Below are 14,389 nucleotides of genomic sequence, written 5' to 3' on the forward strand. Positions count from 1 at the left end.
GATTTTGCTAATAACCCGGCCAACCAGCTGCTAAGTCACTGAACGGTAATACTTTATGAAATGCGGGTTTCATGACTGTTTTGCTGCAAGTGCACTGAGGCAGGCGGAGTGGCGACTATACCGGGCACTGAAAACCAGCCGGACTGACGCAAAAAGTCGGCCACTGCACTGCCACCAACAGCAAAAAGCCCGGCTGACGCCGGGCTTTTTGCAAACGGGATGCTGATATTGGCGCTAACTATATATAGATGGCGGACGGCTGGGCTCTTATTTGATGCCGAGCCGGTCCATCCGGTAGCGCATGGAGCGGAAGGTGAGGCCGAGCAGCTTGGCCGCCTGGGTGCGGTTGAAACGGGTGGCATCCAGTGCTTTGAGGATGGCTTCCCGTTCCACCCGGTCCAGAAAGTCTTGCAGCGGTTCACTGCCGGCATAGCCAGGGATGACTTCATCCTGTTCCTGCAGTGGTTGGCTGAGGGTGAGTTGCAGGTCGGCGACATCGACCTTGTCGTCCCCCGCCAGTGCTACTGCGCGCTCGAGGATGTTTTCCAGTTCGCGGAAGTTGCCCGGGTAGTTGTAAGCCAGCATGGCCTTGACCGCATCCGGCGTGAGACGTGGTCGGCTGTCTGCTGTGGCGAAGCGGTCGAGCAGGGCGCCGATGAAGCGGGGAATGTCGTCGCGCAGTTCGCGCAGGGGTGGCATGCGCAACGGCAGGACATTGAGCCGGTAGTAAAGGTCTTGCCGGAACTGGCCCGCGTCGACCAGCGCTGCCAGGTCCTTGTGGGTGGCGCAGATGATGCGCACATCGACCGGGTCTTCTTGCGGGCTACCCAGTTTGCGCACCTTCTTTTCCTGAATGGCGCGCAGCAGTTTGACTTGCATGGCCAGCGGCAGGTCGGCGACTTCGTCCAGAAACAGGGTACCGCCGGCCGCTTGCTGGAAGAATCCGTCGCGCTCGCTGTCGGCTCCGGTGAAGGCACCTTTGCGATAGCCGAAGAATTCGCTTTCCATCAGGTTTTCCGGAATGGCACCGCAATTGACCGGAACGAAGGGGCGTTCGGCGCGTCCGCTTTGTTCATGAATCAGACGAGCAGCTTGCTCTTTACCGGTGCCGGATTCACCACTGATATAGACAGCGGCCTGGCTGCGCGCCAGCTTGTCCACCATGCGGCGGACGTCCAGCATGGCTGGCGAGTCGCCGACCAGCCGTTCGATACTGCTGGATTTGCCATTGCCATCCACTTTCAGTACCGATTTCACCAGGGTGCGTAACTGGGCCAGGCTGATGGGTTTGGACAGGTAATCAAACGCCCCGGCTTTCATGGCCTTGACTGCGTTTTCGGTGCTGCCGTAGGCCGTGATGATGGCGCTGGGGATGTCCAGACCTTGTTCGGCAATGAACTCGACCACTTCAATGCCTTCACCATCGGGCATGCGCATGTCGGTGAGCACCAGATTGAAGGGTTCGCGTTGCAGGCGCGCTTTGGCGTCGCTGACATTGCCGGCGGTGATGACATCCAGGCCCATCTTGATCAGGGTGAGTTCCAGCAATTCGCGGATGTCCGGTTCGTCGTCCACGACCAGCACGCGCAGGGGGAGATTATTCATAGGCTAGATGACAGCTCAGACAGAAAACACCGCCGGGCGGGATGTAGTCGAGGCGTGCGTCGTTGGCCTCGGCCAGTTCCCGGGCAATATAGAGTCCCAGCCCGGTGCCGGTGCTTTCGGTAGTGAAAAAGGGTTCGAACAGGTGTAACTGCGCGTCTTCGCTCATGCCCGGGCCGTCGTCCATCACGCGGATGAGTACCTGGGTTTCGATATGGTTGATTTCAATGCATACCGCACCATGCACCCGCGAGGAGTGCCGCCAGGCATTGCCCACCAGGTTGGACAGGATCTGCCCCAGATGGCCGCGATCAAAATAGATGCTGTCGGTGCTGTGGAAGATGGTGAGGATGCGTCCGGCGGCATCAGGCTGGGCCATGCCGAACTGATCCAGAAAATCAGCCAGAAACTGCGACAGCCTGATGGTTTCGGTTTTGACCCGGTCGCGTCGTCCCAGCATCAGCACTTCTTCCACCAGGCCGTTGATACGTTTGGCGTTGTCACGCACGATGCGGGTCAGCCGCTGGGTAGCCGGGTCTTCCGCGCCTTCGGCCAGCAGATCGCCCGCATGGGAGATGGCGGCCAGCGGGTTGCGGATTTCATGCGCGATGTTGGCGGTAAGCCGACCCAGCGCCGCCAGCTTGATGCGTTTGGCTTCTTCGGCCATATCGGCCATATCACGCAGGAACATCACCACGCCGCGCAAATCACCAGCCAGAATGGGTACCATACGCCCGCCCAGTTGTCGGCCACGCACATTGCGCTCGACAAATACCGGCATCGGGGAGTGGTTGTTGATGCGCCAGCGCTCGACGATGGGTGACAGTTCCGGTAATAAAATGCCGCGTTGCATATTGGGGAAGTAACGCACGGCCTGGGCATTGAATTGGCGCACGGTGCCGGTTTCATCCAGCACGATGACCGCATCACGCTGGCTTTGCAGCACCAGTTCGTTCAGTCGGTTGAGGTTGGCAATTTCACCGCCGCGACGTGAAGCCAGCTCTTCAGACTCGCGCGCCACCCGCGCCAGCTGGTAGGTCACCACCGAGGTGACAAAACCGGCCAGTGACAGCAAACCGGTCTGGAACAAATCGGCGGTGCTGCCAAACAGCATGTGGCTGCGGACATGTTCGTAACCGACATAACCGAACAGGCTGGCGGTGGCGATGGAGGCGTAAAACAGCGCAAAGCGGCCAGAGGACAGCAGCCCGGCGACGGCGAGATAGGGCAGCAGCAGCATGCCATAGCCGCTTTTCACCCCGCCATTCATGCCCATCAGCCAGACAATCATCAGGATGTCGGCCACAATCGCCAGCGATAGCTGCAGGGTATGGGCAAGCTTGCCATCGCGCAGGGCAAACCAGCTGGCTATCAGGCAGCCGTACACCACGGCCCAGACATTGAAATGCCCGCCGCCGTCGACCAGCCGCTGTCCTTCGCTGCCTTGCAGCATCGACATGAACAGCAACACCAGCAGCATGATGGCGCGAAAGCCGTTGACGAAGGCCAGGGCCTTGCGCGGACTCAGCGGCAGCGAGCGTTGCGACATCATGGTGTGTCAGCCGTGGGCATATCGCCAATGGCAGATACCGTCCACTTCTTCGGCATCAGCTTGCCCTTCTTGCCACGCTTGGCATCGAACTCGGCCAGGGCCAGTTTTTCGTCGGCCACCTTGCCACGCACGGAAACCGTGGCCAGCACGGCCTTGTCGCCCTTGACCAGACCAATGGCGGTGAGCGACTCACCGGTGTCCAGCCCCATCAGCATCAGGCCACGGCCCTTGGCCATTTCCTTCAGCTCGCCCGCTGGGAAGGCCAGCAGACGGCCATTGTCTGCCGCAGCCACCAGGCGCAGGGCGGTCAGGTCAGCATTGGCGGCCACCGCCACCGGGGTGATGACGCTTTCACCATCGTCCAGTGTGATGAAAGCCTTGCCCGCCTTGACCCGGCCGGCCATGTCGGACAGCCTGGCCACAAAGCCATAACCACCGGAACCGGCCACCACGAAGCGGGCATCGTCCTTGCCGGAAATCATTTGTGCCGGTTTGGCACCGTCCTGCAAATCCACCAGCGAGGCCACCGGCACGCCGTCGCCACGCCCGGTGGGCACATCTGCCGGGTCGATGGTGTAGGCGCGGCCCTTGTTGTCCAGCACGATGACCGACCACACGGTGCGGGTTTCCACCACGGTGTGCAGGCCATCGCCATCCTTGAAGGCCAGGGCGGACAGGTCGACATTGTGGCCGACGCGGGCGCGGATCCAGCCTTTTTGCGACAGGATGATGGTGACCGGCTCGTCGGCGATGGTCTGGGTCAGCACGGCACGTTCGGCTGCCTTGATTTCACTGCGCCGCTTGTCGCCGTACTTGGCAGTGTCGGCCATGATTTCGTCGCGGATCAGGCGGGTGAGGGCGTCCGGCGTATCCAGCACATGGCGCAGGCCTTCGCGCTCTTCGCGCAGTTCGGACAGTTCTTTCTCCAGCTTGAAGCCTTCCAGCCGTGCCAATTGGCGCAGGCGGATTTCCAGAATGTCTTCGGCCTGCGCTTCGGACAGCCCGAAGGCTTTCATCAGGTCGGGCTTGGGCTCGTCCGATTCGCGGATGACGCGGATGACTTCATCGATATGGATGAAGGCAATCATGCGGCCTTCCAGGATATGGATGCGCTTTTCCACCTGGCCCAGGCGGTGCTTGAGGCGGCGGGTGACGGTGCTGCGGCGGAAGGCAATCCACTCGCTCAGAATGGCCTTGAGGCCCTTCTGCGCCGGGCGACCATCCAGGCCGATCATCACCAGATTCATCGAGGTATTGCCTTCCAGACTGGTTTGCGCCAGCAGGATGTTGATGAACTCATCCGGGTCTTGCCGGCTGGACTTGGGTTCGAACACCAGCCGCACCGGGTTCTGGCTGTCCGATTCGTCGCGCACGCGGTCCAGCAGCGACAGCATCAGGCTCTTGAGGTTTTGTTGTTCCTGCGTCAGCGCCTTCTTGCCGGTCTTGAGCTTGGGATTGGTGGCTTCTTCAATCTCGGCCAGCACCTTCTGCGCGGAAGAACCGGGCGGCAGTTCGGACACGATGACGCGCCACTGGCCACGCGCCAGCTTTTCCACTTCCCACTTGGCCCGCACCCGCACGCTGCCACGGCCACCTTCATACGCCGCCAGAATGTCGTCGAACGGGGTGATGATCTGACCACCGCCGGGGAAGTCCGGGCCGGGAATGTAGTCCATCAGCTGGCGGGTGGTGAGCTCGGGATTGGCCAGCAAGGCCAGGCAGCCGCGCGCCACTTCTGTCAGGTTATGTGGCGGGATTTCCGTGGCCATGCCGACGGCAATGCCGGAAGCTCCATTGAGCAGCACCATGGGCAGGCGTGCCGGTAGCAGCGCAGGCTCTTCAAATGCCCCGTCGTAGTTGGGCTGGAAATCCACCGTGCCCATGTCGATTTCACCGAGCAGCAGCTCGGCAATCGGCGTCAGGCGTGCTTCGGTATAACGCATGGCAGCGGCACCGTCGCCATCGCGGCTGCCGAAGTTGCCCTGACCGTCGATCAGCGGGTAGCGCAGGGTGAAGTCCTGCGCCATGCGCACCAGCGCCTCGTAAGCCGAACTGTCACCGTGCGGGTGGTATTTACCCAGGATTTCCCCCACCACACGGGCCGACTTGACTGGCTTGGCCCCATGCACCAGGCCCATGTCGCGCATGGCATACAGAATGCGGCGCTGCACCGGCTTCTGGCCGTCGGCCACTTCCGGCAGCGCGCGGCCCTTGACCACGCTCATGGCGTATTCCAGATAGGCACGCTCGGCATACTGGTCCAGCGGAATCCAGTCACCCGATTGTGCATCTGCCGGCGGGGCGGGCGGTGTCACGGGCGGCTGCATGCCGGTGTCGGGCAGCGCATCGTCAAAGAGATCATTACTGTTCATGGGCAGAGCTTGCTTGTGTGATAGGTTTACACGTGTTCATTTGCAGCGACGCCATCCACGGTTTCCGGCACCTTGCCAGCAGGACAGGCGCGCTGCGCCATTCATTTTCGAGGGCAATTCTACTATGGCCAGCCTGTTGCAGTGGCAATGCCACCCATTTGACGGCTTTTCCCCGCTTGCACTGTATGAAATGCTGCAGTTGCGCGACCGGGTATTCGTACTGGAACAACAATCCATTTATGGCGATGTGGATGGCGTGGACCTGCACTGTCACCACCTGCTGGGCCGCGATGGTCGCGGCAAATTGCTGGCCTATGCGCGCCTGATTGCACCGGGCGAGAAGTATCCGGATGCCAGCGCCATCGGCCGGGTTGTGCTGGAACCGGCGGCTCGCGGCAAGGGCCTGGGCCAGCAATTGCTGGCGGAGGCGGTGGCGCACTGCCTGCAGCTGTGGCCTGCCACCCCCATCATGCTGTCGGCCCAGACCTCCGCCCAGGGGCTGTACGAGCGCTTCGGCTTTGTCGCCGTGTCACAGCCTTATGACGATGGCGGCATCCTGCATGTGGACATGCGGCGCGGCGCGCTCAGTCACTGAGCCGGGGCAGGCCTGTTCAAGCCGCCTGCGCTGCGAACAGGTCTTTCCAGCCGGTGTACGCCGTGACATACAGCACCGGAAACCACAGCAGCAAGCCCAGCCCCAACGGCAAGCAAGCCAGAAACAACAACACGGCCAGCATGAAGGCGCACAGCAGCACAGCCTGCCAGTTGGCCATGCCAGCGCGGAAACTGTCGCGCAGCGCCTGCCACGGGCCATGGCCATTCAGTACCACCAAGGCCGGCGCAAACCAGTAGCACAGGCTGAGCAGGAACATCAGCCCAGCGCTGAGCAACATGAACAGCCCGACCGGGCCTTCCAGTCTGGGCAGCGCCTGCGCATTCTGCGCTGCAATCAGTTGCAGGCCCAATAAGGGCATGGCGGCACTGAGCAGCATCATGGCCAGCAACAACAAGGCCAGATACAGCATGCCGACATTGAGCAAGGCGCGCGGTGCGCGGTCAAAGCCGCCAAACAGTGCCCGCAGTTTCAGTTCGCGGCCCTGTTCGGCCTGCTGTGCGGCCAGCACGAAACCGCCGGCAAAGAGCGGGGCCAGAAAGAAGGTGAGCGGCGCCCCCAGTAGCGGGATGGCCGCCACGGCAAAATGGATGAGCAGATAGCCACCGGCCAGCAACATCCAGGTGAGTGGCTGCTGTCGTACCAGATAAAACGCTTCCACAATCCAGCGCCAGCCCCGTGCATAGCCCACCTGGCGTGCATTGATGCGTGCGGGAAATTCAGTCTGCATGCTTGCTCCTGTGCGGCTGATTGATGGCAAAAACCCGAAAACCTGCGCCGACTGTCCACCAGAGCAGCAGGCTGGTCAAGCCCATCGCCTGCCAGCCCCAAGCGGGACACGTGGTGTTACACGCAGCAATGCTGTCAACAATGCATTGAAATTGCACGAAAACAGCGCACAAGCTGCGCCGTGACGGTTGCCGCAATGCGGCAAAATCAGGGATAATCCCATGATTTAGCGGCGGTTAATCCATGCCGGTGCCATGCACGGGTTGCGGGCTGACTGTCGTACCGCATCTGTCCCGCCCCCTTTATTGTTTTTGAGGTTTTCCTGAAATGGTCACCCGAACCGAGCTAGCCAACGCCATTCGTTTCCTCTCCATGGACGCAGTGGAAAAGGCAAAATCTGGTCACCCCGGCGCCCCGATGGGCATGGCTGATATCGCTGAAGTGCTGTGGCGCGATCACCTGAAGCACAATCCTGCCAACCCTTCCTGGTCCAATCGTGACCGCTTCGTGCTCTCCAACGGGCACGGCTCCATGCTCATCTACAGCCTGCTGCACCTCACCGGCTATGATCTGTCCATCGACGACCTCAAAAACTTCCGTCAGCTGCATTCCAAAACCCCGGGTCACCCGGAATACGGTTATGCACCCGGTGTGGAAACCACCACTGGCCCGCTAGGCCAGGGCATTACCAATGCGGTGGGCATGGCGCTGGCCGAAAAAATGCTGGCCGCCCAGTTCAACCGTGACGGCCATACCGTCGTGGACCACAACACCTGGGTATTCCTGGGTGATGGTTGCCTGATGGAAGGCATCAGCCACGAAGCCTGCTCGCTGGCCGGCACCTGGGGCCTCTCCAAGCTGATCGCCTTCTGGGACGATAACGGCATCTCCATCGACGGTCATGTCGAAGGCTGGTTCACCGACAACACCCCGGCCCGCTTCGAAGCCTACGGCTGGCAGGTCATCAAGAATGTCAACGGTCACGATCCGGTGGAAATCGCCACTGCCATCGAAACCGCCAAGAAGGGCGACCGCCCGACGCTGATCTGCTGCAAGACCACCATCGGCTTTGGTTCGCCCAACAAGCAAGGCACCCATGATGTGCATGGCGCACCGCTGGGTGCAGCGGAAATTGCCGCCGCGCGCGAAGCCCTGAACTGGCCGCATGCCCCGTTTGAAATTCCGGCTGACATCTACGCCGCCTGGAGCGCCCGCGACAAGGGTGCCCTGGCCGAGATCGAATGGAACAAGCAGTTTGACGCTTACCGCGCTGCTTACCCGGAACTGGCTGCCGAATTCGAACGCCGCATGCAGGGCGACCTGCCGGCTGCCTGGGCCGAAGCCCGCGACGCCGCCATCGCCAAGATCGTCGACGCCGCCCAGACCGTGGCCACCCGCAAGGCCAGCCAGATTGCACTGGAAGCCTTCTCGCCCAGCCTGCCGGAATTCGTTGGCGGTTCGGCCGACCTGACCGGCTCCAACCTGACCAACTGGTCTGGTTCCAAGTGGATCGACGCGGCGGGTAACGGCAACTACATCAGCTATGGCGTACGCGAATTCGGCATGGCCGCCATCATGAACGGCATGACGCTGCACGGTGGCCTGCGCCCCTACGGCGGCACCTTCCTGATGTTCAGCGAATACGCTCGCAATGCGCTGCGCATGGCTTCGCTGATGAAGATCAACCCGATGTTCGTGTTTACCCACGATTCCATCGGCCTGGGCGAAGACGGCCCCACCCACCAGCCGGTGGAACAAGTGGCCACGCTGCGCCTGATCCCGAACCACCACACCTGGCGTCCGTGTGACACCACCGAAGCTGCGGTGGCCTGGGCGCATGCCATCGAGCAGAAGTCCACCCCGAGCAGCCTGATCCTCAGCCGCCAGAACCTGCCTTTCGTGGCTCGCGATGCGCAGCAGGTAAAAGACATCGCCCGTGGCGGCTACGTGCTGCGCGATGCTGATAATGCCCGTGCCGTGCTGATTGCCACCGGTTCGGAAATCGAACTGGCGCTGAAGGCACAGGAAGCCCTGGCTGCCGAAGGCATTGCGGTACGCGTGGTGTCCATGCCTTGCACCAATGTGTTCGACCAACAGGACAAGGCCTGGCAGCAAAGCGTGCTGCCGGCCGGCCTGCCGCGCCTGGCCATTGAAGCCGGCGTGCCGGACTTCTGGCGCAAGTATGTCGGTCTGGAAGGTGATGTGGTCGGTATCGACCATTTCGGCGAATCCGCACCGGCAGGCGTACTGTTCAAGGAATTCGGCTTCACCGTCGACAATGTCGTCGCCAAGACCAAGAACATCATCCAGTAAATCAAGACAGGCCACCCCATCCAAAAACAAAGCAGGGGTGGCCTTATTTTTATGGTGTCTCCATTCTGACCCGCTCACGCGGGGAGGCACCAGACTTTCCGGGAGAGTAATAGTATGACCATTCGCATCGCGATCAACGGCTACGGCCGTATTGGCCGTCAGGTTCTGCGCGCCATTTACGAATACAACCTGCACAACGATTTCAAGGTTGTTGCCGTCAACGCTACTGGCGATCTGGCCACCAACGCCCACCTGACCAAGTTCGACACCGTGCACGGTCGTTTTCCGGCAGACATCGCCCACGATGAAGAAAACCTGCTGATCAACGGCGAGAAGATTCCGTTCTTCTCCACCCGCAATCCGGCCGAACTGCCGTGGAAAGCCCTGGATGTAGACCTGGTACTGGAATGTACCGGTGCCTTCACCAGCAAGGAAAAGTGCCAGGTTCACCTGGATGCCGGTGCCAAGAAGGTACTGATTTCCGCACCGGGCGGCGACGACGTTGACGCCACCATCGTGTACGGCGTGAACCACAACGTGCTGACCAGCGCCATGACCGTGGTATCCAACGCGTCCTGCACCACCAACTGCCTGGCACCGGTGGCCAAGGCACTGAACGACACCATTGGCGTGACCAAGGGCCTGATGACCACCATCCACGCCTTTACCAACGACCAGGTGCTGACCGACGTACGTCACAAGGACCTGCGCCGTGCCCGTTCCGCCACCGAAAACATGATCCCCACCAAGACCGGTGCCGCCAAGGCCGTGGGTCTGGTGCTGCCGGAACTCAAGGGCAAGCTCGATGGCTTCGCCGTACGCGTTCCCACCATCAATGTTTCGCTGGTTGACCTGACCTTCAAGTCCGGCCGTGACACCACCAAGGACGAAGTCAACGAAATCCTGCAGGCTGCAGCCGAAGGCCCGATGAAGGGCGTGCTGGGCTTCAACACCCTGCCGCTGGTTTCCTCCGACTTCAACCACAGCACCGAAGCCTCCACCTTTGACGCCACCCTGACCAAGGTGACCGGCGGCAATATGGTGAAGGTACTGGCCTGGTACGACAACGAGTGGGGCTTCAGCAACCAGATGCTGAAAACCGCTCGTGCCATGTTCGAAGCCAAGTAAGACCCGGCCTTGCGGGGCCTTGCCGTACAGGAAAGCAGGCAGGACGCAGGTCCGCCTGCTTTCGTGCGGAAACAGCACGGACGAGTGAGCCGGTTGAGCCATGCTCCCGCTGCACCGCCACTGGGCAAATACACCCGCCAATGCTGCGACTTAGCGCGGCTGACAAAATAGCGTAGCGTCCCTGGGGCAAGGCACGCCGAAGCCACAGTACAAGGGTGGGACAAGGCGATGCAAGGCAGCAGCAGGTTTTTTGTCAGCGGCGCTTAACAGCCTGCAGCGCAGGGTGCAAGAGCCAACTGCTGTAATAAATACACTACTTGATCTGCTGTCTGTTGCGCATGCAGACAGCCCGGTACAGTAGCTACAGCGATAGCCCGCGTAGTGACAAGGCTGCCAGTCATATGTCATTGCGCTTACACTATCGCCAAGCCCGAATACGGCTGTACGGCCTTCTCCCACGAAGGCGGTCGCCAATCGCATTCAACAGATAAAAGCGAGCCACCGATGAAATTCAACAAACTGACCGAGCTGGACCTGGCCGGCAAACGTGTACTGATCCGTGTTGACATGAACGTGCCGGTGAAAAATGGCGTGATCGGCGACGACACCCGCATCCGCGCCAGCCTGCCTTCCATCGAACACAGCCTGAACGCCGGTGCCGGCGTCATCCTGATGACCCACCTGGGCCGTCCGACCGAAGGCGAACCCAAGCCGGAAGACAGCCTGGCCCCGGTGGTCGAGCGCCTGTCCGCCCTGCTGGGCAAGCCGGTACGCCTGGTTGCCGACTGGCAAGCCGGCCTGACCGTGGCTGCCGGTGAAGTGGTGATGCTGGAAAACGTCCGCCTGAACAAGGGCGAGAAGAAGAACAATGCCGAGCTTGGCCAGGCCTACGCCAGCCTGTGCGACGTATTCGTCAACGATGCCTTCGGCACCGCCCACCGCGCCGAGGCCTCCACCCACGCGGTGGCCCAGTTTGCTCCCACCGCCTGCGCCGGCATCCTGCTGGCCGCCGAGCTGGACGCACTGGGCAAGGCCCTGCTGGCACCGGCACGTCCGCTGGTAGCCATCGTGGCCGGCTCCAAGGTGTCCACCAAGCTGACCATTCTGGAAGCGCTGGCCGACAAGGTGGACCAGCTGATCGTGGGCGGCGGCATTGCCAACACCTTCTTGCTGGCCGAAGGCAAGAATATCGGCAAATCGCTGGCCGAGGCTGATCTGGCAGAGGAAGCCAAGAAGGTGATTGCCAAGATCCGCGCCCGTGGCGGCGATGTACCGCTGCCCAGCGACGTGGTGTGCGCCACCGAATTTGCCGAGACCGCAGCAGCCACCACCAAGCCGGTGGCCGAAGTGGGCGCTGACGACATGATTCTGGACATCGGCCCCGATTCCGCCGCCGAACTGGCTGGCATCATTGCCAAGGCCGGTACCGTGGTATGGAACGGCCCGGTTGGTGTTTTTGAATTCGACCAGTTCGGCAACGGCACCAAGACCCTGGCCCAGGCCATCGCCCAGTCGCCGGCCTTCTCGATTGCCGGTGGTGGTGACACCCTGGCGGCGATTGCCAAGTACGGCATTACCGATGACATCAGCTATATCTCTACCGGTGGCGGTGCTTTCCTGGAATTCCTGGAAGGCAAGACCCTGCCGGCAGTGGCCATTCTGAGCGAACGCGCCGCCTGATCGCAGTCATCACCACATGCAAGTGAATGGCGCGCCCGGTGCGCCATTCTCCCCACCCTTGCCGGAGCACTGCTATGCCGTTGAATACCTGGTTGCTGTTTGTCACCACCGTGTTTTTTGTTTCCGCCACACCCGGCCCCAACATGCTGCTGGCCATGACCCACGGCATTCACCATGGCGTGCGCCGTACCGCCGTGACCTGCCTGGGCCTGATGACCGGCCTGGGCATCATCATGCTGGGCTCGGCCGCCGGCCTGGGTGCCTTGCTGGCAGCGTCGGAACAACTGTTTTCTATCGTAAAATACGCTGGCGCAGCCTATCTGATTTACCTGGGTATCAAGACCTGGCGCGCCATACCGCAACCGGTCACGGAAGTGACAGAAGACAGCAGCGCCCGGCATACGCCGTGGATGATGTTCCGCACCGGCTTTCTGGTGTCGATGAGCAACCCCAAGGCTTTCATCTTTTTTACCGCGCTGTTCCCGCAGTTCATGGACGCGCGACTGCCGCAGGGGCCGCAGCTGGCCGTGCTGGCTGCCACGTTTTACGTGATTGAAGCGTCCTGGCAGTTTGCCTATGCCAGTGGCGGAGCCCGCCTGGCAGGCTGGCTCAACAGCGCCCGGCGCCTGAAGCTGGTGAACCAGGTATCCGGCGGGGCCTTTGTCGGTGCCGGCCTGTTGTTGTCCGGTGTTTCCCGCCACTAGGCGGTTTGCATTACCCGTATTCCTGATTGGATTGCCGCTGTATCACGGCAGGCAGTCCCCGATTTGAAACCCATGCCGCCCAACCGCGGCATGACCTGAGGAGATTTTCATGGCACTCGTTTCCATGCGTCAGCTGCTGGACCATGCAGCCGAATTCAGCTACGGCCTGCCGGCTTTCAACGTCAACAACCTGGAACAGATGCGCGCCATCATGGAAGCCGCTGACAAGTGCGACGCACCGGTCATCGTGCAGGCTTCCGCCGGTGCCCGCAAATACGCCGGTGCGCCCTTCCTGCGTCACATGATTCTGGCCGCCGTGGAAGAATTCCCGCATATCCCGGTGGTGATGCATCAGGACCACGGCACCAGCCCGGACGTATGTCAGCGCTCCATCCAGCTGGGCTTCTCTTCCGTGATGATGGACGGCTCGCTCAAAAGCGACGGCAAGACCCCGGCCAACTACGACTACAACGTGGAAGTGACCCGCACCGTGGTGAACTTCTCCCATGCATGTGGTGTGTCGGTGGAAGGTGAAATCGGCTGCCTGGGCAGCCTGGAAACCGGCATGGCCGGCGAAGAAGACGGCGTGGGTGCCGAAGGCGTGCTGGACCACAGCCAACTGTTGACCGACCCGGAAGAAGCCGCCCGCTTCGTCAAGGACACCGGTGTGGACGCCCTGGCCATTGCCATCGGCACCAGCCACGGCGCGTACAAGTTCAGCAAGAAGCCCACCGGCGACGTGCTGCGCATCGACCGCATCAAGGAAATCCACGCCCGCATCCCCAACACCCATCTGGTGATGCACGGTTCCTCTTCGGTACCGCAGGAATGGCTGCAGATCATCAACGAATTCGGCGGTGAGCTGGGCGAAACCTATGGCGTACCGGTGGAAGAAATCGTGGAAGGCATCAAGCACGGCGTGCGCAAGGTGAACATCGACACCGACCTGCGTCTGGCGTCCACCGGTGCCATCCGCCGCTTCATGGCGCAGAACCCGAAGGAATTCGACCCGCGCAAATACCTGAAGGCCTCCACCGATGCCATGCGCGACATCTGCATTGCCCGCTACGAAGCCTTTGGTGCTTGCGGCCAGGCCAGCAAGATCAAGGCCGTGAGCCTGGACACCATGGCCAATCTCTACCTGAAGGGCCAGCTGGCGCAAATCGTTAAATAAGCGCCATCCAGTCTTTCTGCAAGCCCGCTTCATGAGCGGGCTTTTTCATGCCCATTCACCCACTGACGCATGCGGTCCTCCCCCATCAGCAGCATTGGCGCAAGCCACGCCATTGCTTACACTGCAACAATGAGCGAACTGTTATCCCCCCTAGAATGGTTTTTTGTCATTCTGCTGGCCATCGTCCCCTTGCTGGGCCTGGGTTTTCACCTGTGGATCATGCTGCTGGGTCATGGCAAGCACAGTACGCCACACGCCAAGGACAAATCATGAAACTGGACATGCTGTATTTTGCCCGCCTGAAAGACAGCTTCGGCATGGCAACTGAGCAACTGGAAACCGAGGCTGCCAGCGTGGATGAGCTGCTGACCGAATTGCGCCAGCGCGGCGGACACTGGAGCAGCGAGCTGGCAGCAGGCAAGGCCTTCCGCGTGGCGCGCAACCAGGAACTGGTGCGGCTGGATGCCACCCTGAGCGACGGGGACGAAATCGCCATCTTCCCGCCCGTGACCGGGGGCTGAG

Annotated in this window: 12 protein-coding genes; 8 read left to right on the forward strand and 4 right to left on the reverse strand. The window is 61.2% G+C overall.

The annotated features are described in order from the left end of the window. Positions 1-267: 267 nt before the first annotated feature. Genes HWX34_RS07185 through parC form a run of 3 tightly spaced genes read right to left on the reverse strand, consistent with a single transcriptional unit; the run spans position 268 to position 5,481 of the window. Positions 268-1,605, reverse strand: coding sequence for a sigma-54 dependent transcriptional regulator (locus HWX34_RS07185; protein WP_178971610.1), 1,338 nt, complete (start codon positions 1,603-1,605; stop codon positions 268-270). Further along, positions 1,598-3,154: a nitrogen regulation protein NR(II) gene (locus tag HWX34_RS07190; RefSeq protein WP_255496611.1), complete on the reverse strand. Its 1,557-nt coding sequence runs from the start codon at positions 3,152-3,154 to the stop codon at positions 1,598-1,600. The genes HWX34_RS07185 and HWX34_RS07190 overlap by 8 nt, the downstream gene beginning before the upstream one ends. Then, positions 3,151-5,481, reverse strand: coding sequence for a DNA topoisomerase IV subunit A (gene parC, locus HWX34_RS07195; RefSeq protein ID WP_218645104.1), 2,331 nt, complete (start codon positions 5,479-5,481; stop codon positions 3,151-3,153). The genes HWX34_RS07190 and parC overlap by 4 nt, the downstream gene beginning before the upstream one ends. Positions 5,482-5,650: 169 nt before the next feature. Here parC and HWX34_RS07200 point away from each other — a divergent pair, with 169 nt between their 5' ends. Beyond that, the gene (locus tag HWX34_RS07200; protein WP_178971612.1) at positions 5,651-6,121 is read left to right on the forward strand and encodes a GNAT family N-acetyltransferase; all 471 of its coding nucleotides are present in this window, start codon (positions 5,651-5,653) and stop codon (positions 6,119-6,121) included. Between the two features lie 16 nt (positions 6,122-6,137). Here the strand turns inward: HWX34_RS07200 and HWX34_RS07205 are convergent, their stop codons facing one another. Beyond that, the gene (locus HWX34_RS07205; protein WP_178971613.1) at positions 6,138-6,869 is read right to left on the reverse strand and encodes a BPSS1780 family membrane protein; all 732 of its coding nucleotides are present in this window, start codon (positions 6,867-6,869) and stop codon (positions 6,138-6,140) included. 326 nt (positions 6,870-7,195) lie between these two features. Between HWX34_RS07205 and tkt the strand changes: the two genes are divergently transcribed. The 7 genes from tkt (at position 7,196) to moaD (ending at position 14,388) form a co-directional block, all read left to right on the forward strand. Then, a complete protein-coding gene (gene tkt, locus HWX34_RS07210; protein WP_178971614.1) occupies positions 7,196-9,181 on the forward strand; it encodes a transketolase in 1,986 nt (661 codons plus the stop codon). A 114-nt stretch (positions 9,182-9,295) separates the two neighbouring features. After that, on the forward strand, positions 9,296-10,309 hold the full coding sequence (gene gap, locus HWX34_RS07215; RefSeq protein ID WP_178971615.1) for a type I glyceraldehyde-3-phosphate dehydrogenase: 1,014 nt from the start codon (positions 9,296-9,298) through the stop codon (positions 10,307-10,309). A gap of 504 nt (positions 10,310-10,813) precedes the next feature. Further along, complete coding sequence (locus HWX34_RS07220; RefSeq protein ID WP_178971616.1) at positions 10,814-11,989, forward strand: phosphoglycerate kinase; 1,176 nt, start codon at positions 10,814-10,816, stop codon at positions 11,987-11,989. 74 nt (positions 11,990-12,063) lie between these two features. After that, a complete protein-coding gene (locus HWX34_RS07225; protein WP_178971617.1) occupies positions 12,064-12,693 on the forward strand; it encodes a LysE family translocator in 630 nt (209 codons plus the stop codon). Positions 12,694-12,802: 109 nt separating this feature from the next. After that, entirely contained in the window at positions 12,803-13,867 is a 1,065-nt protein-coding gene (fba, locus tag HWX34_RS07230) for a class II fructose-bisphosphate aldolase (RefSeq protein ID WP_089082501.1), read from the forward strand. Positions 13,868-13,996: 129 nt separating this feature from the next. Continuing rightward, positions 13,997-14,140 carry a hypothetical protein gene (locus HWX34_RS07235; RefSeq protein WP_178971618.1) on the forward strand — a complete coding sequence of 48 codons (144 nt, stop codon included), beginning with the start codon at positions 13,997-13,999 and terminating at the stop codon, positions 14,138-14,140. Beyond that, on the forward strand, positions 14,137-14,388 hold the full coding sequence (gene moaD, locus HWX34_RS07240; protein WP_178971619.1) for a molybdopterin converting factor subunit 1: 252 nt from the start codon (positions 14,137-14,139) through the stop codon (positions 14,386-14,388). Before HWX34_RS07235 ends, moaD begins: the two co-directional genes overlap by 4 nt. Position 14,389 lies beyond the last annotated feature (1 nt).

The organism is Aquitalea sp. LB_tupeE, from assembly GCF_013391415.1.
Taxonomy (GTDB): Bacteria; Pseudomonadota; Gammaproteobacteria; order Burkholderiales; family Chromobacteriaceae; genus Aquitalea.

Bases quoted from the DNA above. Each gene is read 5' to 3' on its own strand.
- HWX34_RS07185 (WP_178971610.1), bottom strand. From the start codon at position 1,605: ATGAATAATCTCCCCCTGCGCGTGCTGGTCGTGGACGACGAACCGGAC.
- HWX34_RS07190 (WP_255496611.1), bottom strand. From the start codon at position 3,154: ATGATGTCGCAACGCTCGCTGCCGCTGAGTCCGCGCAAGGCCCTGGCC.
- parC (WP_218645104.1), bottom strand. From the start codon at position 5,481: ATGCAGCCGCCCGTGACACCGCCCGCCCCGCCGGCAGATGCACAATCG.
- HWX34_RS07200 (WP_178971612.1), top strand. From the start codon at position 5,651: ATGGCCAGCCTGTTGCAGTGGCAATGCCACCCATTTGACGGCTTTTCC.
- HWX34_RS07205 (WP_178971613.1), bottom strand. From the start codon at position 6,869: ATGCAGACTGAATTTCCCGCACGCATCAATGCACGCCAGGTGGGCTAT.
- tkt (WP_178971614.1), top strand. From the start codon at position 7,196: ATGGTCACCCGAACCGAGCTAGCCAACGCCATTCGTTTCCTCTCCATG.
- gap (WP_178971615.1), top strand. From the start codon at position 9,296: ATGACCATTCGCATCGCGATCAACGGCTACGGCCGTATTGGCCGTCAG.
- HWX34_RS07220 (WP_178971616.1), top strand. From the start codon at position 10,814: ATGAAATTCAACAAACTGACCGAGCTGGACCTGGCCGGCAAACGTGTA.
- HWX34_RS07225 (WP_178971617.1), top strand. From the start codon at position 12,064: ATGCCGTTGAATACCTGGTTGCTGTTTGTCACCACCGTGTTTTTTGTT.
- fba (WP_089082501.1), top strand. From the start codon at position 12,803: ATGGCACTCGTTTCCATGCGTCAGCTGCTGGACCATGCAGCCGAATTC.
- HWX34_RS07235 (WP_178971618.1), top strand. From the start codon at position 13,997: ATGAGCGAACTGTTATCCCCCCTAGAATGGTTTTTTGTCATTCTGCTG.
- moaD (WP_178971619.1), top strand. From the start codon at position 14,137: ATGAAACTGGACATGCTGTATTTTGCCCGCCTGAAAGACAGCTTCGGC.